We start from the raw sequence: 25,336 nt of genomic DNA on the forward strand, positions 1-25,336 counted from the left end.
CCGGTTCACCGATGGTGGCCCGCTCGGCATCGAGGGAGACTGGCGCCATGTCGATCCGAGACTGGCCCAGTGCCGAGCGTCCCCGCGAAAAGCTGCTTGCCCAAGGCGCCGGCGCGCTGTCCGATGCCGAGCTGCTGGCCATCTTCCTGGGGTCGGGCCTGCGCGGCCGCGACGCGGTCGAAACCGCCCGCGACCTGCTGCAGGCCCACGGCCCCCTGCGCAACCTGCTCGACCTGCCGGCAGCCGCGTTGGCGGCCTTGCCCGGCCTTGGGCCGGCGCGCAGCTGCAAGCTGGTGGCCGGGCTGGAGCTGGCGCATCGCCATCTGGCGGCCGAGCTGGCCCGCGGCGAGAGCCTGCGCGACCCGGCCGCCGCCGGGCGCTATTTCAAGCAGCGGCTGCGTGCCCGGCCCAACGAGGTGTTCGCCGCGCTGTTTCTCGACAGCCAGCACCGCACACTGGCCTGCGAGGAGCTGTTCAGCGGCACGGTGGATGCTGCAGCGGTCTACCCGCGCGAAGTGGTCCGCCGCGCCCTGCTGCACAACGCGGCCGCGGTGATCGTCAGCCACAACCACCCTTCCGGCAGTGCCGAGCCCTCGCTGGAGGACCGCCGGATCACCGTGCTGCTGCAGCAGGCCTTGGCCCTGGTGGATATCCGCCTGCTCGACCATGTCGTGATCGGCGACGGAGCCCCGGTATCGATGGCCGCGCGCGGCTGGATGGGCGCGGGAACGCCCTGATCCGGCACGCCAAGCGCCCCGCTAGGCCCCGGTTCAATGGATCGGGGTGGCTTCTGGGCTAAAATTGCCGATTCCGCCGCTCCAGTCCCAAAGCAGGCCTTGTGAAAAATCTCCTCCGCGCCCTGATCAGCCAAGGCATCGAAGCCTTGCGCGCCAACGGCACTCTGCCGGCCGATACCCTGACCCCGGAATTCGTGGTCGAACGCCCGAAGACCCGTGAGCACGGCGATTTCGCCACCAATGCCGCGATGCTGCTGGCCAAGCCGGCGCGCAACAACCCGCGCGCCCTGGCCCAGGCGCTGCTCGATGCGCTGCCCAAGAGCAACGATGTGCTGCGCGTCGAGATCGCCGGCCCGGGCTTCATCAATTTTCACCTCGCCCCCAGCGCTTACCAGCGCGAAGCGGCCAGCGTGCTCAAGGAAGGCGCCGATTACGGCCACAACCTGAGCGGCAACGGCCGCACCGTGGGCGTGGAATACGTGTCGGCCAACCCGACCGGTCCGCTGCATGTCGGCCACGGTCGCGCGGCGGCGATCGGTGACTGCCTGGCGCGCCTGCTGGAAGTGAACGGCTGGAACGCCAAGCGCGAGTTCTACTACAACGACGCCGGCGTGCAGATCGAGAACCTGGCGCTGTCCACCCAGGCGCGTGCGAAGGGCCTCAAGCCGGACGACGCCGGCTGGCCGGAAGCCGGCTATCGCGGCGATTACATCGAGGATGTGGCCAAGGCGTACCTGGCCGGCGCCACGGTGGAGCTGGAAGGCCACTCGGTGGTCGGCGAGCGCGACCCGGACAACCTCGATGCGATCCGTCGCTTCGCGGTGGCCTACCTGCGCAACGAGCAGAACCAGGATCTGGCCGCGTTCGGCGTGGATTTCGACATCTACTTCCTGGAAAGCTCGCTGTACAAGGACGGCAAGGTTGAAGAGACCGTCGCCCAGCTCAACGCGGCCGGCCATACGTATGAGGAAGGCGGCGCGCTGTGGCTGCGCTCGACCGACTTCGGTGACGACAAGGACCGCGTGATGCGCAAGTCCGACGGCACCTATACCTACTTCCTGCCGGATGTGGCCTATCACCTGAGCAAGTGGCAGCGCGGCTACGAGCGCGCGATCACCGAGCTGGGCGCTGACCACCACGGTTCGCTGGCGCGTGTGCGCGCCGGTCTGCAGGCGCTGGACGTCGGCATCCCGAAGGGCTGGCCGGAATACGTGCTGCACCAGATGGTGACGGTGATGCGCGGCGGCGAGGAAGTGAAGCTCTCCAAGCGGGCCGGCAGCTACCTGACCCTGCGCGATCTGATTGAAGAAGCCGGCCGCGATGCCACCCGCTGGTTCCTGATCGCGCGCAAACCCGATTCGCAGCTGACCTTCGATATCGATCTGGCCCGCCAGCAGAGCAACGACAATCCGGTGTTCTACGTGCAGTACGCGCACGCCCGGGTGTGCAGCCTGCTGCGCCAGGCGCAGGAGAAGAAACTGAGCTACACGCCGGCCGAAGGTCTGACCGGGCTGTCCTCGCTCGGCGATGAGGCGTCGCTGTGGCTGATGGTGGAAATGTCGCGCTTCCCGGAAGTCGTCGAAGCGGCTGGTCTGGCGCTGGAACCGCACCTGATCGCGCAGTACCTGCGTGAATTGGCGCACGCCTTCCACACGTGGTATCACGGCACGCAGGTACTGGTGGCCGACGAAAACGAACGCAACGCCAAGCTGACGCTGGCCTGCGCCGCGCGCCAGGTCCTGGCCAATGGTCTGAACATCCTGGGCGTTTCCGCCCCGGAAAAAATGTAAGCAGTGGAGAAGCAGTAAATGGCAGCACGACGCGGCAAAAGCCAGGCACGGCGCAACAGCAACCAGGGCACCCCGGGATGGGTGTGGCTGGTCGCGGGTGTGGCGATTGCGGCCGTGGTGTTCCTGGCGGCACCGAAGCTGTTCAAGAACGACGGTGATGGCTTCCTGCGGGTCGGCCCGCAGCCGGACCCGAACGCCCAGCCGGCCCCGGTGAGCGACGCCGATACCGACGTCGGCACCGAGCTGCCCAAGCCCGGCGCTGCCAAGCCTGCCGAACCGGCCAAGCCGGCGGCGACGCAGTACGACTTCTACACCCTGCTGCCCGGCAAGGAAGTGGAAATGTCCGATGCCGAGCTGGCGGCCAGCGCACGCGCCGAAGACCAGCGCCGTGCCAAGGCCGATGCGCAGCGCGCGCAGGCGGCGCTGGAAGGCCGTCCGTTGCCGCCCGCACCGGCGCCGACCAGCACCGCCGCGACCACCACGCCTGCGCCGGTCAGTACGGCTGCGTTGCCGGCGCCGGTGAATGAACGTCCGGCTGCCACGCCGGCACCGGCGGCATCAGCTCCGGCCACGGTGGCCACCGCGCCGAAACCGGATGCACCTGCGGCCACCGCGCCGGCTGCCGCTGCAGCCGCCGATCCGGCCGCAGGCAACGTGCGTTACATCCTGCAGGCCGGTGCGTTCGGTGCCTCCGGCGACGCCGAAGCGACCAAGGCCAAGCTGGCCATGATCGGCCTGGCCGCGCGCGTGGAATCGGCGCAGATCAACGGCAAGACGGTGTACCGCGTGCGCATGGGGCCGTATGGCAGCGCGGGCGAGCTGGCCGAAGCCAAGCAGAAGCTGGATGGGACCGGGCTGCAGGCGATGGCGATCAAGGCGCAGTAGCCGCGCGCCGCGCGACTACCCCAAGGTTGCGCTACGCGAAACCTCGGGCCCCTGCTGGTACCTCCACATCCCCGCGCCTGCCGGCGCGCCCCCTTGTACTCCAAGGGGGCTGTTGCTCCAGATGCAACTTGGACGCCGGCCCCTGGGTCGGCATTCTTGTTTCAGGCAGCACCCCTCGCTGGCGACCACCTGGCAGTGCGCTATCGTCCACGCATGTCTTCCCGTCCCGATTCTGATGACCTTCCCGGCATTGCCGGTGCGACCGGTCGCTACCGCGAATGGGCGGCACCTGCTCCGCTGCAGAGCTGTTTCGGGCAGCTGTGGCGCAGCGATCTGCCGGTGGGCCATAGCGGCGAGGTTGCGGTGCTGCCCGATGGCTGCGTGGACATCCTGTGGCGCGATGGGCGGCTGTATGCGGTGGGCCCGGATGTGGTGGCCGCCCACCCGCAGTTGCTGCCCGGCGCGCAGGTGTTGGGCGCGCGCTTCCAGCCCGGCGCGGCGCGGGCGTGGCTGGGGGTGCCGCTGGACGAACTGGTGGGCACCGCCGTGGAGCTGGATGCGGTGCTGGGACCCCAGGCGCGGCAGCTGGCGGCGCGGTTGAATGACGTGGGCGATGGCGATGCGCGGCAGCGGTTGTTCGCGCAGGCGCTGGCTGGGCTGCCCCGCTCTACCGGTAGCCGCCACGCGGTGGCGGCGCGGGTGTTCGGGCAGGTGCGGGCCGGTGGCCATGATCTGGCCGCGATCGGTTCGGGGCTGCAGATAAGCACGCGCAGCCTGCGCCGGTTGTGCCATGAGCAGTTCGGTTATGGGCCGAAGATGCTGGAGCGGATTCTGCGGCTGCAGCGGTTCCTGGCGCTGGCCCGGGCGAGGCCGGGGGAGGGGCTGGCGGGGTTGGCGGCGGATGTGGGCTACGCCGACCAGTCGCACCTGAGCCGCGAGGTGCGGGCGTTGGCGGGGATCGGGGCGGCGGCGTTGTGCGCGCAGTGGCGTAGCTGACTGGCCGTTTTGTTCAAGACCGGCGCGGCTGCGGTGGCGATGCTGGGGCTCCTTTCAACGAGAAGCGTCCATGAGCACCGCACACGGCAACGATCGCCGCATCGACAACATCGAATTCAATGTCACCGACATCGCGCGCAGCAAGGCGTTCTACGGTGAGGTCTTCGGCTGGACATTCACCGATTACGGGCCGGCCTACACCGAGTTCAGCGATGGACGCCTGACCGGTGGCTTCACCACCGGCGAAGCGGTGCAACCGGGTGGGCCCCTGGTGATCCTGTATGCCGATGACCTGGTCGCCACGCAGCAACGGCTGCAGGCGGCCGGCGCGGCAATCTGCCGGGCCGCGTTCGATTTCCCGGGCGGGCGTCGGTTTCATTTCCGCGATCCGGATGGGTATGAGTTGGCGGTGTGGACGGCGGTTTAGACGTGCCCATCCTGCATTTCAGGGCCGGATGGGCGTGCAGCCGACCAACGGTCGGCGCTACCGGGTGGCGGTCCGGTTGGATCAGTCGCGCGCGACCTGGAACCCGGCGAACGACTGGCTGACCGGCATCACTTCGAGGCGATTGATGTTCAGGTGCGCCGGCAGCGAGGCGACCCAGAAAATCTGCTCGGCGATGTCATCGGCGGTCATCGGGTTGGCACCGGTGTAGAGCTTGTCCGAGGCGGCCTGGTCGCCATGGGTGCGGACCACGGTGAACTCGGTTTCGGCCATGCCCGGCTCGATCGTGGTCACCCGCACGCCGCTGCCGTGCAGGTCCGAGCGCAGGCCGAGCGAGAACTGGCTGACGAAGGCCTTGGTGCCGCCGTAGGCGTTGCCGCCCGGGTACGGGTACACGCCGGCCACCGAGCTGATGTTGATGATCGCGCCCTTGCGCGCGACCAGCTGCGGCAACAGGCGGTGGGTCAGCGTCACCAGGGCGGTGACGTTGGTGTCGATCATGGTGCGCCAGTCCTCCAGCGAGGCGCTCTGGGCCGGGGCGGTGCCTTGGGCCAGGCCGGCGTTGTTGACCAGCAGGTCGATGTCGGCGAAGCCGGCCGGCAGGGCGGCCAGTGCCGCTTCCATTGCCGCGCTGTCGCGCACGTCGAACACCGCCGCGTGCACGCGCTCGGGACCGTAGGCATCGACCAGCGGCTGCAGGCGCTCGGCACGGCGCCCGGTGGCGATCACGCGCCAGCCGGCCTGGGCGAAACGGTGGACAGCGGCGGCGCCAAAGCCGGAGGTGGCGCCGGTAATCAGAGCGGTACGGGTCATCGAGGTACTCCGTGGAGATCTCCACCATTTTCGCACCGATGCCCGCCCGGTGCAGAGCCGTGCGCTGCTCCGCTGCCCGGTGCTACGAGCCGTCTTGTCAGCGGATGCGGAACACCCGTGCCTTGGGCAGGTCTTCATCCACCTGCAGGAACCAGCGGCCGGCAATGCCCGGCACCACGACAATCCCGGGGTTGCTGCGGGCGGTCTTGAGCGTCATCTCGCCCTTGAGCACCTGCCACTGCTGGCCGTTGTCGAGGGTGAACACGGTGCCGGGGGCCCAGCCGTCCACCTGGCCGGTGACCTTGGCGGTGATGGGGCCGTCGTCCAGCCCGGGGAACATGGGTGCCGGCGTCGGCACACCCGGGCCTGCGGCAGGTGCCGCCGAGACGGCCACCAGGGTGGGGTCATCGGCCTCGGCCTGGCGCAGCAGGCGGTTCAGCGTCTGCAGCTGGGCCGGGGTCAGCCCGACCTCGGCCAGCGCCTGGGGATTCAGCCGCTGCTCCAGCGCCACATACGGAACCTGCGCCCCTGCCTGGCCCGCCAGCAACATGCCCACACACCCGAGTACCTGCCACCTGCGCATTGCCTGCTCCACTGCCTGTCGATGCCTGATCGCGGCACTGTGCTTCACTTTCATGGCAGCCAGATGACAGCGACCACCGGTCGCAGCCGGCGGCGCGCCCGGCACGGGGTAAAATGGCCGCCAGCCGCGCAGCCGCGCCGGCGGTATTGGACGTCCCATGATCAACAACGATGTACTGCGCAGCATCCGCTACATGCTCGACCTCAGCGACGGCATGATCGCCGACACCTGTGCCCTGGCCGATCCGGCCTTCGTGGTCGACAAGGCCGATGTGGCCGGCTGGCTGCGCAAGGAAGACGAAGAGGGTTTCGTGCCCTGCGACGACCGCACCCTGGCGCATTTCCTGGATGGCCTGATCGTGCATTTCCGTGGCCGCGACGAGAGCCAGCCGGTGCGCCCGGTGGAAAAGCGCATCACCAACAACCTGGTGCTGAAGAAGCTGCGCGTCGCCTTCCAGCTGAAGGACGTGGACATGCACGACGTGTTCGATGCCGCGGGTTTCTCGGTCTCCAAGCCGGAACTGTCCGCACTGTTCCGTCAGCCGGACCACAAGAACTACCGCGCCTGCGGTGATCAGATGCTGCGCAACTTCCTCAAGGGCCTGACCCTGCGCGTGCGCGCCGCCTGAGTGAGGCCTGGGTGCGTGGCTCCGGTGCGGGGCCACGTGCTGCAGTGATGCAGTGATGCAGTGCTGCGAGCCTCGCTGCTTGAGGCAGGTGAGCCATCTGAAAATCAGATGCGTTGGATGAAGACGTTTCATTTCCCTGCACGGCCGATCGGGCGGACACTGGCGCCCCTTCTTTCCTGGAGCCCGTCATGACCCACGACGTGCCCTCGCCACTCAGTCGCTGGCAGGTGCTGCTGATGGCCTTCGCCACCGGTGTGGCCGTGGCCAGCAACTATTACGCGCAGCCGCTGCTGCACACCATCGCCGGGCAGTTCGGGGTGTCCTTCGCGCGTGCCGGGACGGTGGTGACCGTGGCCCAGCTGAGCTATGCGGCGGGCCTGATCCTGCTGGTGCCGCTGGGCGATCTGTTCGAACGGCGCCGGCTGATCGTGGTGATGTCGCTGCTGTCGGCGGCGGGGCTGGTGCTGAGCGCGCTCAGCCATCAGTTCGTCTGGCTGCTGGTGGGCACCGCGCTGACCGGGCTGTTCTCGGTGGTGGCACAGGTGCTGGTGCCGTTCGCGGCGACGCTGGCCCGGCCGGAAGAGCGTGGCCAGGTGGTCGGCACGGTGATGAGCGGCCTGCTGCTCGGCATCCTGCTGGCGCGCACCGTAGCCGGGGCGCTGTCCTCGCTGGGCGATTGGCGCACCGTGTACTGGATCGCCGCGGCCGCGCTGGTGCTGACCACGGGCATGTTGTATCGGCATCTGCCGCGCTTCCATCAGACCGCCGGACTGGGCTATCTGCAGCTGCTGCGCTCGATCGGCACGCTGTTCGCGCAGGAGCCGGTGTTCCGCCTGCGCACGGTACTGGGCGCGTTGAGCTTTGCGATGTTCGCGATCTTCTGGACGCCATTGGCGTTCCTGCTCGCGGCCGAACCGTATGGCTACAGCGATGCGACGATCGGGCTGTTCGGGCTGGTGGGTGCGGCCGGCACGCTGGCCGCCGGTGTGGCCGGGCGCATGGCCGACCGTGGCAAGGCTGCGTTGGCGACGACCGTGGCGCTGGTGCTGCTGGCCGCGTCATGGCTGCCGCTGGGCTTCTCCACGCACTCGCTGATCGCACTGGTGCTGGGCGTGATCGTGCTCGATCTGGCTGCGCAGCTGTTGCATGTGAGCAACCAGAACGTGGTGTATGCCCTGCGCCCGGAAGCACGCAACCGGCTCAATGCCGGCTACATGACCGGCTATTTCATCGGTGGCTCGCTGGGCTCACTGGTCTCGGCGCAGGTCTTTGATCGCTTTGGCTGGACCGGTGTGTGCGTCACCGGTGCGGGCGTTGCGCTGGTGGCGATGGGCATCTGGGCCGTGTCGCAGGCAAAGCGGACGCTGTGAAACCACGCCACTGCGGGACGTGGGCAAGGCAACGGTAGATCCACGCCATGCGTGGATCTACCCGAACGCGCCTCAGAAGGCGGTCTGCAGCGCGACCTCGACGCGCGATCCCGCATTGCCCGGGAACAGGCGTTTCGCGGCGCCGTCGGTGTCGTGCCCGGTCACCCGCAGCTCCCACGGCCCGTGCACACGCCACACCACGCCGAGCTGACCATGCAGGTAATCATCGGCCTGCGCGCTGTCCAGCCAGTAATGGCCCACCGCGCCCTCGACACGCCACTGCTCGCCCAGCGGCAGACGCGCGCCGAGCTGCGCATAGGTGCCGCCGTGGCCGCCGGCCAGCGCGTTGTCGGACACGCCGACCTGCAGCCAGGCGCGTTGCCGCCAGGTCACCGTGCCGTTGAGCTCGGTCCAGTCCAGATCGACGGTGGTCGAGGGATAGAGGTAGCGGGTCAGGTTGACGTCCACGCTCCAGTCCGGCGTCACCGCCCCGCTCCAGCCGGCGATGAGGTCGAATTCGCTGCGCGCGCCGTTGTCCGGCTTGAACGAGACGCCCGAGCCCCACGCCGAGGCATACCAGCCGGTGGCCGTACTGAGCTTCACGCCGGCCTGCGCGGCCGGATCGCCGTCGCTCTGGGAGCTGCCGCGCCAGATGTAATCCGAGGTCAGCGCTGCATTGCCTTCCACCGCGGCCGCGGCCGCCCCGCTCATGACCAGCCCCACCAGCACCGCGCCGCAGCGCAGGCGCTGTTTCCACTGTTGATCCACCACGTGTCCCACTCCAGATGACGGCCGCGCCGTCGAGAGCGACAGTCTCCCCAGGTGGGCCGTAACGCCGCCATGGCGTACCCGCGCGATCGGCGCAACGTTTGTGTAAATCCTGCGTCAGGGTGGCGCCCGGAGGTGCGCGGTATCATGGCCACTCTGACCTGTTGCGAGTAATGGCGTGGACGCGATCCTGACCCCGGTATCGATTGGCGAGCTGATCGACAAGATCACCATCCTGGAAATCAAGGCCGAACGCATCGCCGATGCCGGCAAGAACGCCAACGTCCGCAAGGAACTCGAGGGCCTGTGGCCGCTGTGGCAGCAGCAGGTAAGCGCTCAGCCGGGGCTGGAGGCGTTGAAGACGCAGCTCAAGGCGATCAACGAGCGCATGTGGGAGATCCAGGATCAGCTGCGCGACAAGGAAGCGGCGCAGGTGTTCGACGATGCCTTCATCCAGCTGGCGCGCGGTGTCTATGGCACCAATGGCGAGCGGGTCAAAGTGAAGAACGAGATCAACCGCATCGCCGGCTCGCAGCTGGTCGAAGAAAAGCAGTACCAGGGCGAGTAAGCCCGCCGGTACGCGCCGGGCTCAGTGCCCGGTCGCGGCCATGAAGCGTTCGCGGTCCTGCTGGGTGCGCCGGCGGATCTCAGCCAGCGCTTCATTCTCGGTGGCTTCCAGCATCGATTCGAACAGCCGCTGGAAGTGGTTGCGCATGGCCGACCGCGCCGCTGCCGGGTCGCGCTGGCGCAATGCATCCAGAATCCGGGTGTGTTCCTCGTCGCGGGTGTCATCGTCGTTGTGGCAGACGTTGGCGTAGACCTGCTTGACCCGCGGCAGCTCGTTGCGCATCCGCCAGATCAGCTGCACACAGTGCTCCACCACCGGGTTGCCGGCGATCCGCGCGATCGACAGGTGGAACTGCCGATCCGCCTCGCTGGCCGCCGCCTCGCCCGAATTCGGGTCGACCATGGCCGCGATCAGGCCGGCCAGGTCCTCCAGTTCGGCATCGGTGATGCGGCTGGCCGCCATCGCGGCCGCCTCGGCCTCGATCACCGCACGTGCCGCGGTCAGGTCGAACGCCGAGACGTCGGGCAGTGCGCCCGGCGCCTGCGACGGCTTGGCCTTCACGTACACGCCGGAGCCGGTCTTGATGGTGATCAGGCCCTGCGCTTCCAGCGCGATTTCCGCCTCGCGCACCGTCACCCGGCTCACGCCCAGGCGTTCGGCCAGGTCGCGCTCGCCCGGCAGGCGCGAGCCCGGCGGGAATTCGCCCTTCTCGATCAGCGCGACGATTTCGGCAGCAATGGACTGGTACAGACGGGGTTCGGACATCATCAAAGGCCTGGCTGACAGGTGGCTGGGGACCGACACGCGACCGCGCCTTCAGAGAGCGGCGCGGTCGGAAAAACCGCGCCACTGACCTCAGAAGCGGTAGCGCACCCCCAGATAATACCGCCGCCCGTACGTGGTGTACTCGCGGAAGCTGCCGAGGATGGGCATATCCGACACCCGCGGCTCATCGGTGAGGTTGCTGGCCGACAGCGACAACGACAAGTGCTTGTTCACTTTGTAGGTAGCGCGGAAGTCCAGCGAGCCATTGTCACGCACATAGCGGTTCTGCGACGGGTCGCCGACAAACTGCTGGTAATAGTCGGAGCGGTACTTGTAGATCGCCTGCAGATCGAGCTTGCCCAGTCCCCAGTACACCTGCGCCGAGGCCACATGCTTGGACAGACCGAAGATATTGGCCGGCTCGACGATGCCCGGGGTCACCACGCCGGTCGAGGGGTCGGTGGACTCGCCCAGGCGCAGGTCTTCGGTCTTGAAGTTGGAATCGGCGTAGTTGTAGCTGGCCTTCACGCCCAGCCCGGAGAAGATGCCCGGCAGGTAGGAGAAGCTGTGCGAGGCGGTGAACTCCACGCCGAACAGATCGCTCTTCTGGTCGCTGGTGGCCAGCTGCTCCACCGGCACGGTCACGCTCTGACCGTCGATATCGAAGGTCTCGTTGACGATCACCGGCATCGAGCCGCCGTTGAATTGCTTGTAGTACAGCGCACCGGACAGCATGGTGTCTTCGTTGGCGTACCACTCCAGCGAGAGATCGCCATTCCACGACATCAACGGCTTGGCGCGCGGGTTGCCGGTGGCGGTGATGCTGCGCAGCGCATCGCCCACACTGTTGAACTCGGTATCCACCTCGCCCAGGTTGAAGGTGCGGCCGTAGCCTTCAGCGGCCAGGTCCGGGCGCGACATCGCCCGATACGCACCGACGCGCAGCAGCAGGTCCGGGCGCAGTTCGAAGGCGGCGTTGAAGCTGGGCAGCCATTCGGTATTGCTGGATTTGAGTACCTGCGAGGTGAAATCGCCGGTCGGCTCCAGGGTCACGGTGCCGTCGGGATTGTTGATCACATCCAGGCCGCTGCGCAGGCCGACCGAGCGCACTTCGGTCCGCACGCCGCGCACGCCGATGTTGCCGGTCACCGGCAGGCCAAACCATTCGGCGCTGTAATCGCCCATCAGGTACAGCGCGCTGGTTTTCTCGGTGACATCGTTATTGGCCGGGTTGCGCAGGTCCGCGCTCAGGCCGGTGTCGTCCACGCCGGTGAAGGCCTTGAACAGGCAACGGCTGTCGAAGCTGGCCCACTGGTCGATGGTGTTGCCGCTGGCATTGGCCAGGAAATCGTCCTGCGGGAAGGCTTGGCGGCAGGCCAGGTTGGCAGCGCGGATCGCAGCGACATTGGTGGTGGTCACATCCACAGTGTCGGTGTAATCGGTGTAGGTCGCCTCGGAGCGGCGCAGGCCGCCCTTGATCGCGGTGAAGAAGCCGCTTTCGGGGGTGAACGTGGCATCGAAGCGGCCGGCACGGATGGTGTGCTCGCGATGCTGCTGGCGACGACGCACCAGCGCCGAATCGGTGAAGTTGTCCGGATTGTTCACATCGAACGCCGGATCCAGGGTGATGCTCGGCACATCGCCGCTGTAGTCATAGGTGTAATCGACGTAGCGGGTGTTCTTGATGCCGCCGACCGGCCTGCCGTTGACGTCGGTGCGACCGGCACGCAGGCGGGTGCTGCGTTCGATCTGATCGCGCTCGGTGTTGGAATAGGACAGATCGGTGGACAACGTCCACGCCGGGCTCGGCCGGAAGATCACGTTGAGCCCGCCGCCGGTGTATTCCTCCTGGCGCTCCAGGAAATTGCCGGTGGAATCGACCGTGGTGCTGCCGGTGTGGTGCAGCAGCGCGCCATCGTCGGTGACCACGCGGTTGTTGAGGTTGCGCATCATCGAGGACAGCGACAGATCCGAGCGGTCTTCGGTGTAATCGCGCTTGGAGTGCTGGTAATCCAGGTTCACTTCCACCGTATCGCTGGGCCGCCACTGCAGCGCGGCGAACTGCGAATCGCGCTTGTCGTGCTCGATGAACTGGCGGTAGATGCGGCTGCTGGGCACCAGGTAGTACGGCACGCCGTTGGCGACCTGGTTGCCGTTGACCTGGGTGCAGTTGCGGGTCGCGCCGACCACTTCACGGCCATCGCAGGCCACCCAGGTGGAGCTGCTGGAGAACATCTCTTCCGGGTTGCTGCCTTCCAGCGCCTGCACACCGATGGAGACACCGAGCTTGCCGGCGTTGCCCATGTCGAACTGGTCGATGTAGCTGGCGGTACCGCGCCAGCCGACGCCGTCCTTGTCCTTGAGGCGGTCATCGTAGTCCTGCCAGGTGCCCCGGCCATCGAGCTGGAACGTGCGTTTGCCGTACTCCAGTGGTTTGACCGTCTCCATGTTGATCGTGCCGGCCACGCCACCTTCGACGAAGTCGGCGCGCTGGGTCTTGTAGATCGCCACGGTGTTGATCAGCTCGGACGGGAACTGGTTGAAGTTCACCGAGCGGTCGCCACTGCCATTGGTGGCCTCGCGGCCATTGAAGGTGGACGAGCCGAGGAACGGGCCCAGGCCACGGATCGAGATCTCCGACGCACCGCCCTTCTCGCGATGGGTGGAAGCACCGGTGATGGTTTCGATCGCTTCACCGATCGACAGCGCCGGCAGATCACCGATGTCGTCGGCGGCCAGCACATCGGAGACCACAGTCTCCTCGCGCTTCTTGTCGATCGAGGTCTGGATGGTGCCGCGGATGCCGGTCACCTGGACCTGATCCAGCGTGGTGGCTTGCCCCGGCGGCGAGGCCGGTGCGTCGGCATCGTGTGCGTGGGCCAACGGCAGTGCCGCGGTGGCGCACAGGGCATAGAACAGCGCGCTGTGCAGCGCGGTGCGGCGGAGGCCTCGTGGTGAGGCCGTACGGCGGTCATGCAACATCGTGATCTCCCTCCCAGGATGGATCGTCCGATTACACGGATTCGATCCGGAAGATTCACGACTGATGAACCAATGTCAATGAATTGGTACTAAAGTCTACCCCGCACTACCGTCCAGACCACTTTGCATGGAATTAATGTGCGGACGCAGCAGAGAAATGCGCAAACCACATACCACATGCACCTAAAGTGGTATGCGATTGTGGTTGACGTGCGCGCCGGGCAACCTGTTAGGATCGTGGCTCGCGTCAGTCGCCACGGTTCATCTGGGAGGGTAAGCCCGTGACTTTGCAACACTCGCATGCGCCGTTGGCGCTGCGTCCCATGACCAAAGCCCTGCTGTTGAGCCTGTCCCTGGCGGCATTCCCTGCCGTAGCGGCCGATTATCTGGTGCGCGACGCTGCTGCCTATGCCACCGCCGTACGCGCCCTCGCCCCCGGCGATACGGTGATCCTGGCGGACGGCGTCTGGCGCGACGTGGACCTGCTTTTCCGGGCCACCGGCAAAATTGGTCAACCAATTAAGTTGACAGCGCAGACCCCCGGCAAGGTGATTCTCAGCGGCCAGTCCCAGCTGCGTCTGGCCGGTGAGCACCTGGAGGTGTCCAACCTCGTCTTCCGCGATGGTTGGGCACCGGGGGGCGAAGTGGTTTCATTCCGGCGGTCAGCCAGTGAGTGGGCCAACCACAGCCGGGTGACCGGGATCGTGATCGACCGCTACAACAAACCGGACCGCCAGCAGTCCGATCACTGGGTGGCGCTGTACGGCCAGCACAACCGCTTCGACCACAACCAGCTGGTCGGCAAGACCAATGCGGGCACCACCTTGGTGGTGGTGCGCAACGCCACCAGCGGCCTGGACAACCAGCACCGCATCGACCACAACTGGTTCGGCCCGCGCCCCAACCTGGGCGCCAACGGCGGCGAGACGATGCGCATCGGCACCAGCCACGATTCGCAGTCCGATTCGCGCACCGTGGTGGAGAACAACTGGTTCGAGCAGTGCGATGGCGAGGTGGAGATCGTCTCCAACAAGTCCGGTGGCAACACCTACCGCGGCAACGTCTTCCAGGACTCGCGCGGCTCACTGGTGCTGCGCCACGGCCACGGCAACAGGGTCGAACGCAATGTGTTCCTCGGCCATGGCAAGGCGCATACCGGCGGTGTACGCGTGATCAACCGCAACCAGACGGTGCGCGACAATTACTTCGAAGGCATCGCTGGCGACAACTTCGCCGCGGCGTTGAGTGTGATGGCCGGTACCCACGACGCGCCGTTGAACCGCTACGAGCAGATCGATCACGCGGTGATCGAACGCAACAGCTTCATCCAGGTCGGCACCCTGTTGCTGGGCGCGGGGCTGGATGAAGAGCGCAATGCGATGCCGGTGAACAGCCGCATCGCCGGCAACCTGTTCATCGGCGATGGACACCGCGAGCTGCTGCGCACGCAGGGCGATCTCTCCGGCATCACGTTCGCGGGCAATGTGCAGAGCCCTGCCGCGTCTTCCGGCTTTCCTGGCGGTGTCAGCGGCCAGACCCTGACCCTGCAGCGCGCGGCCAACGGCCTGCTCTACCCCACCGCCGCCATCGATGCCGGTGCCCCGCGCGATCTGAACCCGATTGCCCGCGACCAGGTCGGCGTGGACTGGTACCCCAAGACCCTGCCGGCCACCGCCTTGGACAGCGGCGCCGTGCGTAAGGTCGCACCCGGCGAGGACACCCTCACCGCCGCCGTGGCCGCCAGCGGCCCCGGCGACCGCCTGCAGCTGCAGCGCGGCCGCTACACCGTGAGCCAGGTGCTGGCGGTGGACCATCCGCTCAGCGTGGTCGGCCCCGCACATGGCCAGGCCAGCGTGCAGTTCTCGCGGCCGAGCCTGTTCGAGATCGGCGCACGCGGTTCGCTCCGCCTGGCGCGGCTGGACATCGACGGCGCGCTCGCCCCGGATGCCGCGGGCAACGCGGTGATCCGCGTGCCGCCGGGCAGCCAGGCCTTCAACTACACGCTGCGCATCGAGGACAGCCGCGTACACGGGCTGACCGCCAACACGGCCTTCGATGTGATCGCCACCGGCAAAGGCAGCCTGGCCGCGCGGATCGCACTGGCCAACGTCACGGTGGAGGACATCACCGGCAGCGTGATCGCTGCGGCCGCCGAGACCGATGATCTGGGCATCTACAACGCCGAGCAGGTGGATCTGCTGGACTCCACGTTCCGCCGCATCGGCGGGCCGGTGGTGAACCTGTATCGCGGCGGCACCGACGAAAGCACCTTCGGTCCGGCGCTGCAGGTGCACGGCAACCAGTTCGAGCAGGTAGGGGTGGCCGATGACACCAGCCTGCGCCTGCATGGCGTGCAGTTCGCCAGCATCCGCGGCAACCGCTTCGACCGCAGCGGCCGCATCCGTTTCAGCCATCGCGTCGGGGAACCGACCCTGCGCATGGGCGACAACCCGCTGACGGCCACCGCGCCGTTGCTGTCCGATACCCCTGTTGAGGCCCTGCCATGAATCACGCCCCGCCCCTGATGCTGCTGCTCGCCGCCATGCTTGGCGGGGCCGCGTTGCCCGCTGCGCAGGCCGCACCCGCCGCCCGGCAGGCGCCTGCGGCGTCCGCCACCGCACCGGTGCTGGTCACCGCCGCGCAGTGGACGCAGATGCGTGCCGAGGGTGCGCGCTCGCCGCTGTTCGCCAAGGAACAACAGCGTGCCGAACAGCGCGTGCGCGCGATGATGAAGGCCGGTATCGACGTGCCGGTGCCCAAGGACAAGGGCGGCGGTTACACGCACGAACAGCACAAGCGCAATTACCAGGCCATCCAGGCCGCCGGCGCGCTGTATCGGCTGACCGGCGACAAGGCCTATGCCACCTTCGCCCGCGACCTGCTGCTGGGCTACGCCAAGCTCTACCCGGGGCTGGGCGCGCACCCGCAGGGCCGCGGCCAGATTCCCGGCCGGCTGTTCTGGCAGACCCTCAACGATTCGGTCTGGCTGGTCAGCGCGGCGCAGGGCTACGACGCGATCCGCGACACACTCAGTGACGCGGATCGCACGACGATCGACGACAACGTGTTCCGCGCGATGGCCGACTTTCTGTCCGGCACGCCGGAGAACTTCGACAAGATCCACAACCACGCCACCTGGGCGGTCGCTGCCGTGGGCATGACCGGCTACGTGCTCCGCGATACCAGCTACGTCGACAAGGCCCTGCAGGGCAGCAAACGCGATGGCAGCGCCGGCTTCCTGAAACAGGTGGATCAGCTGTTCTCGCCGGACGGGTATTACGAAGAAGGCCCGTACTACCAGCGCTATGCGCTGGCCCCGTTCATCCTGTTCGCCAACGCCATCGAGCGCAACGAACCGCAACGCGGCATCTTCAAGCGCCGCGATGGCGTGCTGCTCAAGGCCGTGGATGCGCTGGTGCAGAGCAGCTACGGCGGCTACTTCTTCCCGATCAACGACGCCATTCTCGACAAGGGCCTGGACACCGAGGAACTGGTGGCCGGCATCGATATCGCCTACGCGCAGACCGGTGATGCACGCCTGCTGTCCGTCGCCAGAACACAGAAGCGCGTGCTGCTCTCGCCCGAAGGCCTGCAGGTGGCCCAGGCGCTGGCGGAGAACAAGGCCAAGCCGTTTGCCTTCATACCGACCCTGCTGCGCGATGGCCCGGACGGCACCGAAGGCGCACTGGCGATCCTGCGCATGGGTGGCGAGAACGGCCAGGCGCTGGTGATGAAGAACACCAAGCAGGGTATGGGTCACGGCCACTTCGACAAGCTCAACTGGTTGTTCTACGACAACGGCCAGCGCGTGGTGACCGATTACGGCGCGGCGCGCTTCCTCAACATCGAGGCCAAGGCCGGTGGCATCTACCTGCCGGAGAACAGCAGCTGGGCCCGGCAGACCATCGCACACAACACGCTGGTGGTGAACGAACAGAGCCACTTCGGCGGCGACTGGAAGAAGGGCCAGCCACTGGCGCCGACACCGCTGCTGTTCGCGGTCAGCGACGACACCCAGATCGCCTCGGCACGGATGGAAGGCGCCTACGACGGGGTCAGCTTCACCCGTACCCAGGCGCTGCTCTCGCACCCCTCGCTGGGCGAGCCGGTGGTGCTGGATCTGCTGCGTGTCACCGGTAGCAAGGCCGCACGCTATGACCTGCCGCTCCACTTCAACGGGCACATCATGGACGTGGGCTTCAAGATGCAGTCCGCGGTCGCCGCACGTCCGGTGCTGGGCAAGGCCAACGGTTACCAGCATGTGTGGATCGATGCGGCCAGCGAGCCGACCAGCGACGCACGCAGCCTGACCTGGCTGCTGGACGGTCGCTTCTATACCTACCGCTTCGCCAGCACCGCGCCCTCGCGTGCGTTGATCGGCGAAAGCGGCGCGAATGATCCCTCGTTCAACCTGCGCCGTGAGCCGATGCTGCTGCAGCGGGTGGATGGCCAGGCCGCCACCACGTTCTACGGCGTGCTCGAACCCCATGGCCAGTACGACGGCACCGCCGAAACCGTGCGGGGCGCCAACAGCCGCATCGACCGCCTCACCCACTACCGCGGCAAGGATGCAGACGTGCTGGTGCTCGACCTGGCCGGCGGCAAGCAGCTCGCCGTGGGCATCGCCGATGATCCGGCCAAGGGCGGATCGCATGAAGTGAGCGGCGGCGGACACAGCTGGCGCTGGGACGGCGGCTGGAAGCGCTTCGATACCGGCACCCGCACCGGCAAGGACGGCAAATGAAGGTCACCACGCAGGCCCGCACCTATGTCCGTTGGCTGATCGTGGCGCTGATCGCCATTGCCACGGTGATCAACTACATCGACCGCAACGCGTTGGCCGTGATGTGGCCGCAGATCTCCAAGGACGTCGGTGCGACCAAGGAAGACTACGCGCTGCTGGTCACGGTCTTCATGCTGTTCTATGCCGCCGGCCAGTTCGTGTTCGGCCGTCTGTTCGACATCATCGGCACGCGGCTGGGCTTTGCGCTGTCGATCGCGGTGTGGTCGATCTCGATCGCGCTGCACTCGGTTACCCACTCCATCCTGTCCTTCAGCATCGTGCGCGCCATGCTCGGCATCAGCGAAGCGGGCGCGTGGCCGGGTGCGGTCAAGGCCAATGCCGAGTGGTTCCCGGCGCGTGAGCGTGCGCTGGCGCAGGGCGTGTTCAATGCGGGTGCCTCGATCGGGGCGATCGTGTCGGCACCGCTGATCGCCGTGCTGTTCCTGTGGCTGGGCTGGCGCGGCACCTTCATCCTGATCGGTGCGATCGGCTTCATCTGGCTGCTGCCGTGGCTGATCATCTACCGCGCCGGCCCGGACAAGCACCCGTGGGTGAGCGCGGCCGAGCGCGCGTTGATCCTGGATGCACCCACCGAACAACCAGCCGTGCCCGTCCCCGAGTACGTGCCCAGCATGCGCCAGCTGCTGGGCCATCGGCAGACCTGGGGCATCCTGATCTCGCGGTTCTTCCTGGACCCGATCTGGTGGCTGTTCGTGTCCTGGCTGCCGCTCTACCTGGCCGACACCTTCGGCTTCGACATCAAGCAGATCGGCATCTTCGCCTGGGTGCCGTATGTCGGCGCGATGATCGGCAGCCTCGGCGGCGGCTGGTTGTCCGGCCGCCTGATCGGCGCCGGCTGGAGCGTGGACAAGGCGCGCAAGGTGGTGATCACCCTGGGCGGCGCGATCATGGCCCCGGCATTGCTGGGCGCGGTGCTGGCCACCGATCCGGCCTGGGCCGTGGTGACCATCGCCTTCGTACTGTTCGGCTTCCAGATCGCCATCGGCAACATCCAGACCCTGCCCGGCGACATCTTCAGCGGCAAATCGGTCGGCTCGGTCGCCGGCCTGGGCGGCATGGCCGCGGTGGCCGGCACGCTGATCACCACCTGGCTGGTGCCGGCGATGACCCACGACTCCTACGCACCCATTTTCATCCTGGTGGCGGCCCTGGTGCCGGCCTCCCTGCTGGCGCTGTGGCTGGTCACCGGTCGCGTGGAAAAACTCCACGGCCCGGTCGAGCGCCGCTGAGCCCTCTTCTTCCCTTTCCCCCAACGCATCACAGGAGTGTTTCATGACCCAATTCAAGGACAAGGTGGCGATCGTCACCGGTGGCGGCCGTGACATCGGCCGCGAGATATCGCTCAAGCTGGCCGCGGCCGGTGCCAAGGTCTGCATCAACTACGCCAACGACGAGGCCAGCGCGCAGGAGACCCTCAAGCAGGTCGAAGCCGCCGGCGGCACCGCGATCGTGCATCGCGCCGATGTCACCGATGCCAAGGCCGTAGCGGCGATGGTCGCTGCGGCCCAGGCCGCGTTCGGTCCGCAGATCGATGTGCTGGTGAACGTCGCCGGGGGCATGGTCCAGCGCCGTCCGCTGGCCGAGATCGATGAGGCGTTCTTCCACAAGGTGATGGACCTCAACATGAGCTCGGTCTACCTGACCACGCATGCGGTGGTGCCGCACATGCCCGAAGGCGGCGCGATCGTGAACTTCGCCTCGCAGGCCGGGCGCGATGGCGGTGGCCCGGGCGCGGCGATCTACGCCACCGCCAAGGCCGCAGTGATGACCTTCACCCGCGCCATGGCCAAGGAACTGGGCCCGCGCGGCATCCGCGTCAATGCGCTGTGCTGCGGCATGATCGCCACCCGCTTCCATGACGAATTCACCAAGCCGGAAGTGCGCACCGCGGTGGCCGGCAACACCCCGCTGCGCCGCCAGGGCCGACCGCAGGAAGCCGCCGATACCGCGGTGTACCTGGCCTCGGATGCAGCCGGTTTCATCACCGGTGCCAACGTCGACGTCAACGGCGGCACCTACTTCTCCTGATTGACCCGCTGACCGCCTGGGAGGGCCGCCATGCTGCGCTGGATCACTGCATTCTCTCTTGCACTTGCCACCAGCGCCGCGGCGCTGCCCGCCCAGGCCCAGGTCTGGGTGCCGGCCTGGACCGCCTCGCCGGCACCGGATCGTCTTGATGGCACCCCCGAGGCCCCGGTGCAGTTCGCCAACCAGACCGTGCGCCAGGACATGCGCCTGGCCAGTTCGGCCCGCGCCCTGCGCTTCCGCATCAGCAATGAACTCGGCCAGGCCCCGCTGCATATCGGCGGGGCCTCGGCCCACCTCACCGGCACCGCCACCGCGGCCAAGCCGGTCACCTTCAATGGTCGCGGCGAGATCGTGGTGCCGGTCGGCGCCGCGCTGCTCAGCGATCCGGTCGCGATCACCGCGCCGGCGCTGGCCGACGTCTCGCTCACCGTGTATTTCCCCGATGCCACCCGCCCGGCCGTGCGCCGCACCGCGCTGCGCATCGCCGATGGCCGCGCAGCCACCGTCGGCGACGCGGTCAAGCTCGCCTACCGCCAGAACGTGGTCTCCGCCGTGCTCGCCGAACGCGCCAGCAAGCCGGTGGTGGTGGTCGCCCTGGGCGACTCGATCACCGAAGGCGCCACTGCCACCCGCGGCAGCAATGGCGACTGGCCGGCGCTGCTGTCCGCCCGTCTGCAGCAGGCGTGCCCGGACCAGGTGGTGGTGGTCAACGCCGGCATCAGCGGCAACAAGGTGATGGATCACGGCCGCAGCCACAGCGCGCTGGCGCGGCTGGACCGCGATGTGATCGCGCTGCCGAACGTGGACCGCGTGATCCTGTTCGAAGGCATCAATGACATCCGCCATGATGGCGGCGCCCCGCCCGTCGCCGGCCGCAATGCCGAGGACATGGTGCTGGGTTACCGGCAGATCGCCGAACGCCTGCACAGCCACGGCATCCGCCCGATTGCCGCCACGATCACGCCCTTCGGTGGTTCGGACCGCTACGAGCCCATCGCGGCCGCCACCCGCACCACGCTCAACACCTGGATGCGCGGCGGCCGCAGCGGCTTCGATGGCCTGATCGACTTCGACCAGATCCTGCGCGATCCGTCCCACCCGGAGAACCTGCCCGAGGCGATCACCCGCGACCACCTGCATCCCAACGACGAGGGCTACCGGCGCATGGCCGCGGGCATCGATCTGGCGCTGCTCGGGTGCCCGGCGCGATGAGTGCCCAGACCTTCCAGGTTGCGGCCGAGAACGGCCAGCGCTGGGACGCACTGGCGCTGGGGGAGGTGATGCTGCGCTTGGATCCCGGCGAAGGCCGGATCCGCAGCGCGCGCCAGTTCACCGTGTGGGAAGGCGGTGGCGAATACAACGTCGCCCGCGGCCTGTGCAGCACCTTCGCCCATCGCACCGGGGTGCTCACTGCCCTGCCGCGCAACGAGCTGGGGCTGCTTGCCCAGCAGCTGATCCAGGGCGGCGGGGTGGATGCCAGCCAGATCGTGTGGCGCGACTACGATGGCATCGGCCGCAACACCCGGATGGGCCTGAACTTCACCGAGCGCGGCTTCGGGGTGCGTGCGCCGCTGGGTATTTCCGACCGCGCGTACTCGGCGGCCTCGCAGCTGCAGCCGGAGGCGTTCGACTGGGAGGCGCTGTTCGGGCAGCATGGCGTGCGCTGGCTGCACACCGGCGGGATCTTCGCCGCGCTGTCCGAGCACAGCGCGCAGACCGCGATCACCGCGGTGCGGGCCGCGCGCCGGCACGGCGTGGCGGTGTCCTACGATCTCAACTACCGCGCCAGCCTCTGGAACAGCCACCCCGACCCGGATGCCGCGCGCCACGCCAACTGCGCCATCGCGGCCGAGTGCGACCTGTTGATCGGCGATGAGTATTCGTTCGCGGCGTGCCTGGGCATGGACCTGAGCGATCTCGGTTGCCGCCAAACGCCGATGGATGTCGGTCCGGCGGAGGCGGCCGCCGTGCGCGCGATGGCGCAGTTCCCGGCGTTGCAGGCGGTGGCGTTCACGCTGCGCGACGCCGCCAACGCCGCCCGCCACGGCTGGGCCGGTGCGCTGCGCACGCGGTCGCAGCTGTATGTCTCCGACGCACGCGAAGTGGATCTGCTCGACCGTGTCGGCGGCGGCGATGCCTTCGTGGCCGGCGTGGTGCATGCGCTGCTCAGCGGCAAGGGCGAGCAGGCGGCCGTGGATCTGGGCGCGGCACATGGCGCGCTGGCGATGTCCACGCCGGGTGACTACGCCATCACCAGCCTGGCCGAAGTAGAGGCCGTGGCGCGGGGAGATGGCGCCGCCGCACGACGCTGAGCGCCCTGCGCGCGGGGACTCAGTGGGCGATCGAGAGGTGTTCCAGGGCCTTGCGCGTAGAGAGCGTCAGCGGCGCGGGCAGTGCATCCGCGGTGAACCAACCCAGCCCGAGCAGTGCCTCGGGCTCCTGCACGGAGGCGATCGTGGTGTCCTGCGCGCGCACCAGATACACCGGGGCGACCCAGTGCTGGGCAAGCGCCGGCTCGAAATGATCGACCACGCACAACAGACGCTCCACGGTCACCTGAAGCGCGGTCTCCTCCTCTACCTCGCGGATCACCGCGTGTTCGACGGTTTCCATCCAATCGACCTTGCCACCGGGCAACCCCCAATGCCCCTGCTCGGGCGGGCGCCCACGCTGGACCAGCAGGATCGCGCCATCGGCACGCTGGATGACGGCACCACAGCCGAGGCGAGGCTGCTGCAGATCGGTGGATGGGGACATCGGGCATCTCCATGAAAGTGACTCATTATCCCTCGGGCCCCATGCCTGGATCGCGCCCACGGAAAAGGCCCGGCAATGCCGGGCCTTTTCTGCCACGCCGATCAGGCGCGTGGCGATGCGGTCACGCTGGAATTACCAGCTGAAGCGCGGGCCGACCGACCATTCCTTGTCACCGTGGCGATCCATCTTGATGTCGCCGTTGATGCCCCAGTTCTGGTTCAACTTCACCTGGCCACCCAGGCGGCCGTAGAACTGGCCATCCGGATTGACGCCGTGCTTCTTGCTGTAATCCTCGTAGCCGGCCATGGCATAGACTTCGGCGTGCTGGCCGAACGCGGTACGGATACCGGCTTCAGCGCTGTAGCCGTTGAAATCCAGGCCTTCCTTCGGGTCGAACTTGTTGTAGGCAACGCGGCCCACGAAGTCGGTGCTGTTGCCGATTTCCTGGTTGTAGCCGACACCGACGCGCCACTGGTCAACCTTGAAGTTGCCGATATCGGTCTTCTGCTGGTTGTACTCACCGAAGGCGTGGAAGTTCGGCAGGAAGGCATAGGAACCCTTCACGCCCCAACCATCGGCCTTGCCGCCATCTGCGTCGGTCTTGACGTAGTCGGCTTCAGCGTAGTTGTAGGACAGGCCTTCAGCCGCCGAAGCGGTGAACGGGAGGGCGGCAGCCAGGGCCAGAGCAATCAACGAGGTCTTCATGGGGGTACACCTTTTTATGTCTTGGACTACTTGCACCCGGCATGGAGGCCGGACTGCATCGGGAATGTAAATTCTCCGTTATTCGACACAACCCGCCCTGAAGTTGACCGCGTGCACAAAAGTGAATTTTGGGGCGGCGTTCAGACGCGCTCTGGCATACGCGCGTGGCGTTTTTCAGGCGAGGAAGGCGTGAATGCCCATACGGCGAGGGCCGTCACAGGGGCAACTGAAAAGGCGGGCGAAGGCCGCGCGCGCGAACCGCGCACGGAAAGGACTCTGGTCACGACGGTGCCCTTGCGGGGCGTCACGCGCTGGGGAAGCCGCTCTTGGGGAGTAATCGGCTAACGCGTCCATCCTCCTGAATGCACCGAGGTCCGTGCCGCGAGGCATTGGACCGCAGGGCGCCGTGGGGCGTCCTGCCCGGCATCGCCATCATGTGCTGAATGCGTCAGCTGCAACATCAGGAAGTTCCTCACTCTGATTCAGAGTTTTCTGACCCCCGGCCCCTGATCAAAGGCGTTCACCCGCTGCGAAGGGCAACCGGCGCACTGTCGATTGCCCGCCCCCTGGTTCGTCGTATGTCTTGAAGACGCCCATTCCGGCGCGTCATCTGGAGCATTGCCATGGCTTACATCGATGGTTTCGTACTGGCTGTCCCGACCGCGAACAAAGACGCCTTCCTCACGCACGCCCGCATGGGCGATGCGATCTGCATCGAGCATGGTGCGCTGCGCGTGGTGGAGTGTTGGGGCGATGACGTCCCGCACGGCAAGCAGACCGACTTCCATCGCGCGGTGGAGGCCAAGGAGGATGAAACGGTGCTGTTCTCCTGGATCGAATGGCCGGACAAGGCCACGCGCGATGCCGGCATGCAGAAGATGATGGAAGACCCGCGGATGAACCCGGAGAACAACCCGATGCCGTTCGATGGCAAGCGGATGATCTACGGCGGCTTCGTGCCGGTGGTGGAACTCAAGGGCTGAGCGGTTCTGCCAGCGCTCAGCGCGGGTGGGCGGATTCGTCGTCGCTCTGGAATCCGCCGCCCGTGCCGCCACCGCCGCCCATTCCTCCACCACCACCGCCGGTTTTTCCACCGCCTTTTTCTGCCGCATCGCCCTTGCCCTTCGCACCGGCCGAGGGCCGTGCCGGGCCCTGCCGCGGGATGGTGACCGAGGCGGGAATCGGATCCAGGTCCAGCGCCTGGCGGATGAAGTCGCGCAGCGACACCACCAGCGCGGCCGTGGGCACGGCGCGGCCTTGGGCCATCTCGTTGGCCGCATGCGCAGCCAGGCGCACCTGCTCATCCGTGCCCAGCAGCACAATGTCCGACAGGGCTGCTTCCACCGCATCACGGATCCGGCGCGCACGCTCGCCACCGCTCTCCGCCTCCGTGGGCAGATGCAGCGCATCGCCTTCTTGGTTTCCGTCGGGCAGCGCGCGGAAATCACGGCGATGGCGTGGATCGACATCGAGCGTGCCGGTGAACGAGCCGCCGAGGACTTTGTACGCGGCGATCAGCGTGCGCAGACGCTCGTTGATCTGCCGGTTCTCGCGCTCGCGGCGCTGCTGCATGGTCTGCATGACCAGCAGCCGGATGCCGACGCCGATCAGGGTGATGACCGCCAGCCCGACCAGGGTGGAGAGCATGGCCTGCCAGGAGCTGAAGTCGAGTCCGCGCATTGCGTCTCCCCGTGAAGGTCTGCCGGTCAGGT

23 protein-coding genes are annotated in these 25,336 nt (G+C 67.3%); 15 read left to right on the forward strand and 8 right to left on the reverse strand.

Annotated features, from left to right (window positions below):
- The first annotated feature begins 47 nt into the window (after positions 1-47).
- From radC to ACWV8V_RS10110, 5 genes are all read left to right on the forward strand, one after another.
- Complete coding sequence (radC, locus tag ACWV8V_RS10090; protein WP_455899646.1) at positions 48-737, forward strand: RadC family protein; 690 nt, start codon at positions 48-50, stop codon at positions 735-737.
- 101 nt (positions 738-838) lie between these two features.
- Positions 839-2,527, forward strand: a complete 1,689-nt coding sequence (gene argS, locus ACWV8V_RS10095) for an arginine--tRNA ligase (protein ID WP_455899647.1) — start codon at positions 839-841, stop codon at positions 2,525-2,527.
- A gap of 18 nt (positions 2,528-2,545) precedes the next feature.
- Positions 2,546-3,412, forward strand: a complete 867-nt coding sequence (locus tag ACWV8V_RS10100) for an SPOR domain-containing protein (protein ID WP_455899648.1) — start codon at positions 2,546-2,548, stop codon at positions 3,410-3,412.
- 213 nt (positions 3,413-3,625) lie between these two features.
- Positions 3,626-4,408 carry a helix-turn-helix domain-containing protein gene (locus tag ACWV8V_RS10105; protein ID WP_455899649.1) on the forward strand — a complete coding sequence of 261 codons (783 nt, stop codon included), beginning with the start codon at positions 3,626-3,628 and terminating at the stop codon, positions 4,406-4,408.
- A gap of 70 nt (positions 4,409-4,478) precedes the next feature.
- The gene (locus tag ACWV8V_RS10110; RefSeq protein WP_455899650.1) at positions 4,479-4,835 is read left to right on the forward strand and encodes a VOC family protein; all 357 of its coding nucleotides are present in this window, start codon (positions 4,479-4,481) and stop codon (positions 4,833-4,835) included.
- A gap of 81 nt (positions 4,836-4,916) precedes the next feature.
- Here ACWV8V_RS10110 and ACWV8V_RS10115 read toward each other — a convergent pair whose 3' ends face one another.
- Positions 4,917-5,666, reverse strand: coding sequence for an SDR family NAD(P)-dependent oxidoreductase (locus tag ACWV8V_RS10115; RefSeq protein ID WP_121044105.1), 750 nt, complete (start codon positions 5,664-5,666; stop codon positions 4,917-4,919).
- A 97-nt stretch (positions 5,667-5,763) separates the two neighbouring features.
- The gene (locus ACWV8V_RS10120; RefSeq protein ID WP_455899651.1) at positions 5,764-6,249 is read right to left on the reverse strand and encodes a hypothetical protein; all 486 of its coding nucleotides are present in this window, start codon (positions 6,247-6,249) and stop codon (positions 5,764-5,766) included.
- A 157-nt stretch (positions 6,250-6,406) separates the two neighbouring features.
- On the opposite strand from ACWV8V_RS10120, the gene ACWV8V_RS10125 reads away from it, so the two are divergent.
- Together ACWV8V_RS10125 and ACWV8V_RS10130 are read left to right on the forward strand one after the other, a co-directional pair.
- Positions 6,407-6,877 (forward strand): YehS family protein, encoded by a 471-nt coding sequence (locus ACWV8V_RS10125; RefSeq protein ID WP_152152868.1) that lies wholly within the window; start codon positions 6,407-6,409, stop codon positions 6,875-6,877.
- Between the two features lie 188 nt (positions 6,878-7,065).
- Complete coding sequence (locus tag ACWV8V_RS10130; RefSeq protein ID WP_259260469.1) at positions 7,066-8,247, forward strand: MFS transporter; 1,182 nt, start codon at positions 7,066-7,068, stop codon at positions 8,245-8,247.
- 72 nt (positions 8,248-8,319) lie between these two features.
- On the opposite strand, the gene ACWV8V_RS10135 is transcribed toward ACWV8V_RS10130, so the two are convergent.
- Positions 8,320-8,958 carry a TorF family putative porin gene (locus tag ACWV8V_RS10135; protein WP_455900120.1) on the reverse strand — a complete coding sequence of 213 codons (639 nt, stop codon included), beginning with the start codon at positions 8,956-8,958 and terminating at the stop codon, positions 8,320-8,322.
- A gap of 235 nt (positions 8,959-9,193) precedes the next feature.
- Between ACWV8V_RS10135 and ACWV8V_RS10140 the strand changes: the two genes are divergently transcribed.
- The gene (locus tag ACWV8V_RS10140) at positions 9,194-9,583 is read left to right on the forward strand and encodes a DUF6165 family protein (RefSeq protein WP_259260470.1); all 390 of its coding nucleotides are present in this window, start codon (positions 9,194-9,196) and stop codon (positions 9,581-9,583) included.
- A gap of 21 nt (positions 9,584-9,604) precedes the next feature.
- Here ACWV8V_RS10140 and ACWV8V_RS10145 read toward each other — a convergent pair whose 3' ends face one another.
- Both ACWV8V_RS10145 and ACWV8V_RS10150 read right to left on the reverse strand, forming a co-directional pair.
- Entirely contained in the window at positions 9,605-10,348 is a 744-nt protein-coding gene (locus tag ACWV8V_RS10145) for a FadR/GntR family transcriptional regulator (RefSeq protein WP_088432357.1), read from the reverse strand.
- Between the two features lie 90 nt (positions 10,349-10,438).
- Positions 10,439-13,330: a TonB-dependent receptor gene (locus ACWV8V_RS10150; protein ID WP_455899652.1), complete on the reverse strand. Its 2,892-nt coding sequence runs from the start codon at positions 13,328-13,330 to the stop codon at positions 10,439-10,441.
- Between the two features lie 323 nt (positions 13,331-13,653).
- Between ACWV8V_RS10150 and ACWV8V_RS10155 the strand changes: the two genes are divergently transcribed.
- The 6 genes from ACWV8V_RS10155 to ACWV8V_RS10180 are packed head-to-tail and all read left to right on the forward strand — an operon-like array spanning position 13,654 to position 22,474.
- Complete coding sequence (locus ACWV8V_RS10155) at positions 13,654-15,837, forward strand: polysaccharide lyase 6 family protein (protein WP_455899653.1); 2,184 nt, start codon at positions 13,654-13,656, stop codon at positions 15,835-15,837.
- Positions 15,834-18,074 carry an oligoalginate lyase gene (locus ACWV8V_RS10160; protein WP_455899654.1) on the forward strand — a complete coding sequence of 747 codons (2,241 nt, stop codon included), beginning with the start codon at positions 15,834-15,836 and terminating at the stop codon, positions 18,072-18,074. Before ACWV8V_RS10155 ends, ACWV8V_RS10160 begins: the two co-directional genes overlap by 4 nt.
- Entirely contained in the window at positions 18,071-19,363 is a 1,293-nt protein-coding gene (locus ACWV8V_RS10165; RefSeq protein WP_455899655.1) for an MFS transporter, read from the forward strand. Before ACWV8V_RS10160 ends, ACWV8V_RS10165 begins: the two co-directional genes overlap by 4 nt.
- A 43-nt stretch (positions 19,364-19,406) precedes the next feature.
- Positions 19,407-20,162, forward strand: a complete 756-nt coding sequence (locus tag ACWV8V_RS10170) for an SDR family NAD(P)-dependent oxidoreductase (RefSeq protein ID WP_455899656.1) — start codon at positions 19,407-19,409, stop codon at positions 20,160-20,162.
- A gap of 30 nt (positions 20,163-20,192) precedes the next feature.
- Positions 20,193-21,374 carry a GDSL-type esterase/lipase family protein gene (locus ACWV8V_RS10175; RefSeq protein WP_455899657.1) on the forward strand — a complete coding sequence of 394 codons (1,182 nt, stop codon included), beginning with the start codon at positions 20,193-20,195 and terminating at the stop codon, positions 21,372-21,374.
- The gene (locus ACWV8V_RS10180) at positions 21,371-22,474 is read left to right on the forward strand and encodes a sugar kinase (RefSeq protein WP_455899658.1); all 1,104 of its coding nucleotides are present in this window, start codon (positions 21,371-21,373) and stop codon (positions 22,472-22,474) included. Before ACWV8V_RS10175 ends, ACWV8V_RS10180 begins: the two co-directional genes overlap by 4 nt.
- Positions 22,475-22,493: 19 nt before the next feature.
- Here the strand turns inward: ACWV8V_RS10180 and ACWV8V_RS10185 are convergent, their stop codons facing one another.
- Both ACWV8V_RS10185 and ACWV8V_RS10190 read right to left on the reverse strand, forming a co-directional pair.
- Positions 22,494-22,919: an NUDIX domain-containing protein gene (locus ACWV8V_RS10185; protein WP_346469005.1), complete on the reverse strand. Its 426-nt coding sequence runs from the start codon at positions 22,917-22,919 to the stop codon at positions 22,494-22,496.
- A 132-nt stretch (positions 22,920-23,051) separates the two neighbouring features.
- Positions 23,052-23,624 (reverse strand): OmpO family porin, encoded by a 573-nt coding sequence (locus ACWV8V_RS10190; RefSeq protein ID WP_121044142.1) that lies wholly within the window; start codon positions 23,622-23,624, stop codon positions 23,052-23,054.
- A gap of 623 nt (positions 23,625-24,247) precedes the next feature.
- Between ACWV8V_RS10190 and ACWV8V_RS10195 the strand changes: the two genes are divergently transcribed.
- Positions 24,248-24,607 carry a DUF1428 domain-containing protein gene (locus tag ACWV8V_RS10195; RefSeq protein ID WP_259260478.1) on the forward strand — a complete coding sequence of 120 codons (360 nt, stop codon included), beginning with the start codon at positions 24,248-24,250 and terminating at the stop codon, positions 24,605-24,607.
- 16 nt (positions 24,608-24,623) lie between these two features.
- Here ACWV8V_RS10195 and ACWV8V_RS10200 read toward each other — a convergent pair whose 3' ends face one another.
- Positions 24,624-25,304, reverse strand: a complete 681-nt coding sequence (locus tag ACWV8V_RS10200) for a hypothetical protein (RefSeq protein WP_455899659.1) — start codon at positions 25,302-25,304, stop codon at positions 24,624-24,626.
- Positions 25,305-25,336 lie beyond the last annotated feature (32 nt).

It is taken from the genome of Stenotrophomonas sp. Ker107b (assembly GCF_053847245.1).

What these genes read in the sequence shown, in the direction of transcription:
- radC (WP_455899646.1), top strand. Translation starts at nt 48, where the DNA reads ATGTCGATCCGAGACTGGCCCAGTGCCGAGCGTCCCCGCGAAAAGCTG.
- ACWV8V_RS10100 (WP_455899648.1), top strand. Translation starts at nt 2,546, where the DNA reads ATGGCAGCACGACGCGGCAAAAGCCAGGCACGGCGCAACAGCAACCAG.
- ACWV8V_RS10105 (WP_455899649.1), top strand. Translation starts at nt 3,626, where the DNA reads ATGTCTTCCCGTCCCGATTCTGATGACCTTCCCGGCATTGCCGGTGCG.
- ACWV8V_RS10110 (WP_455899650.1), top strand. Translation starts at nt 4,479, where the DNA reads ATGAGCACCGCACACGGCAACGATCGCCGCATCGACAACATCGAATTC.
- ACWV8V_RS10115 (WP_121044105.1), bottom strand. Translation starts at nt 5,666, where the DNA reads ATGACCCGTACCGCTCTGATTACCGGCGCCACCTCCGGCTTTGGCGCC.
- ACWV8V_RS10120 (WP_455899651.1), bottom strand. Translation starts at nt 6,249, where the DNA reads ATGCGCAGGTGGCAGGTACTCGGGTGTGTGGGCATGTTGCTGGCGGGC.
- ACWV8V_RS10125 (WP_152152868.1), top strand. Translation starts at nt 6,407, where the DNA reads ATGATCAACAACGATGTACTGCGCAGCATCCGCTACATGCTCGACCTC.
- ACWV8V_RS10130 (WP_259260469.1), top strand. Translation starts at nt 7,066, where the DNA reads ATGACCCACGACGTGCCCTCGCCACTCAGTCGCTGGCAGGTGCTGCTG.
- ACWV8V_RS10135 (WP_455900120.1), bottom strand. Translation starts at nt 8,958, where the DNA reads ATGAGCGGGGCGGCCGCGGCCGCGGTGGAAGGCAATGCAGCGCTGACC.
- ACWV8V_RS10145 (WP_088432357.1), bottom strand. Translation starts at nt 10,348, where the DNA reads ATGTCCGAACCCCGTCTGTACCAGTCCATTGCTGCCGAAATCGTCGCG.
- ACWV8V_RS10150 (WP_455899652.1), bottom strand. Translation starts at nt 13,330, where the DNA reads ATGTTGCATGACCGCCGTACGGCCTCACCACGAGGCCTCCGCCGCACC.
- ACWV8V_RS10155 (WP_455899653.1), top strand. Translation starts at nt 13,654, where the DNA reads ATGACCAAAGCCCTGCTGTTGAGCCTGTCCCTGGCGGCATTCCCTGCC.
- ACWV8V_RS10160 (WP_455899654.1), top strand. Translation starts at nt 15,834, where the DNA reads ATGAATCACGCCCCGCCCCTGATGCTGCTGCTCGCCGCCATGCTTGGC.
- ACWV8V_RS10165 (WP_455899655.1), top strand. Translation starts at nt 18,071, where the DNA reads ATGAAGGTCACCACGCAGGCCCGCACCTATGTCCGTTGGCTGATCGTG.
- ACWV8V_RS10170 (WP_455899656.1), top strand. Translation starts at nt 19,407, where the DNA reads ATGACCCAATTCAAGGACAAGGTGGCGATCGTCACCGGTGGCGGCCGT.
- ACWV8V_RS10175 (WP_455899657.1), top strand. Translation starts at nt 20,193, where the DNA reads ATGCTGCGCTGGATCACTGCATTCTCTCTTGCACTTGCCACCAGCGCC.
- ACWV8V_RS10180 (WP_455899658.1), top strand. Translation starts at nt 21,371, where the DNA reads ATGAGTGCCCAGACCTTCCAGGTTGCGGCCGAGAACGGCCAGCGCTGG.
- ACWV8V_RS10185 (WP_346469005.1), bottom strand. Translation starts at nt 22,919, where the DNA reads ATGTCCCCATCCACCGATCTGCAGCAGCCTCGCCTCGGCTGTGGTGCC.
- ACWV8V_RS10190 (WP_121044142.1), bottom strand. Translation starts at nt 23,624, where the DNA reads ATGAAGACCTCGTTGATTGCTCTGGCCCTGGCTGCCGCCCTCCCGTTC.
- ACWV8V_RS10195 (WP_259260478.1), top strand. Translation starts at nt 24,248, where the DNA reads ATGGCTTACATCGATGGTTTCGTACTGGCTGTCCCGACCGCGAACAAA.
- ACWV8V_RS10200 (WP_455899659.1), bottom strand. Translation starts at nt 25,304, where the DNA reads ATGCGCGGACTCGACTTCAGCTCCTGGCAGGCCATGCTCTCCACCCTG.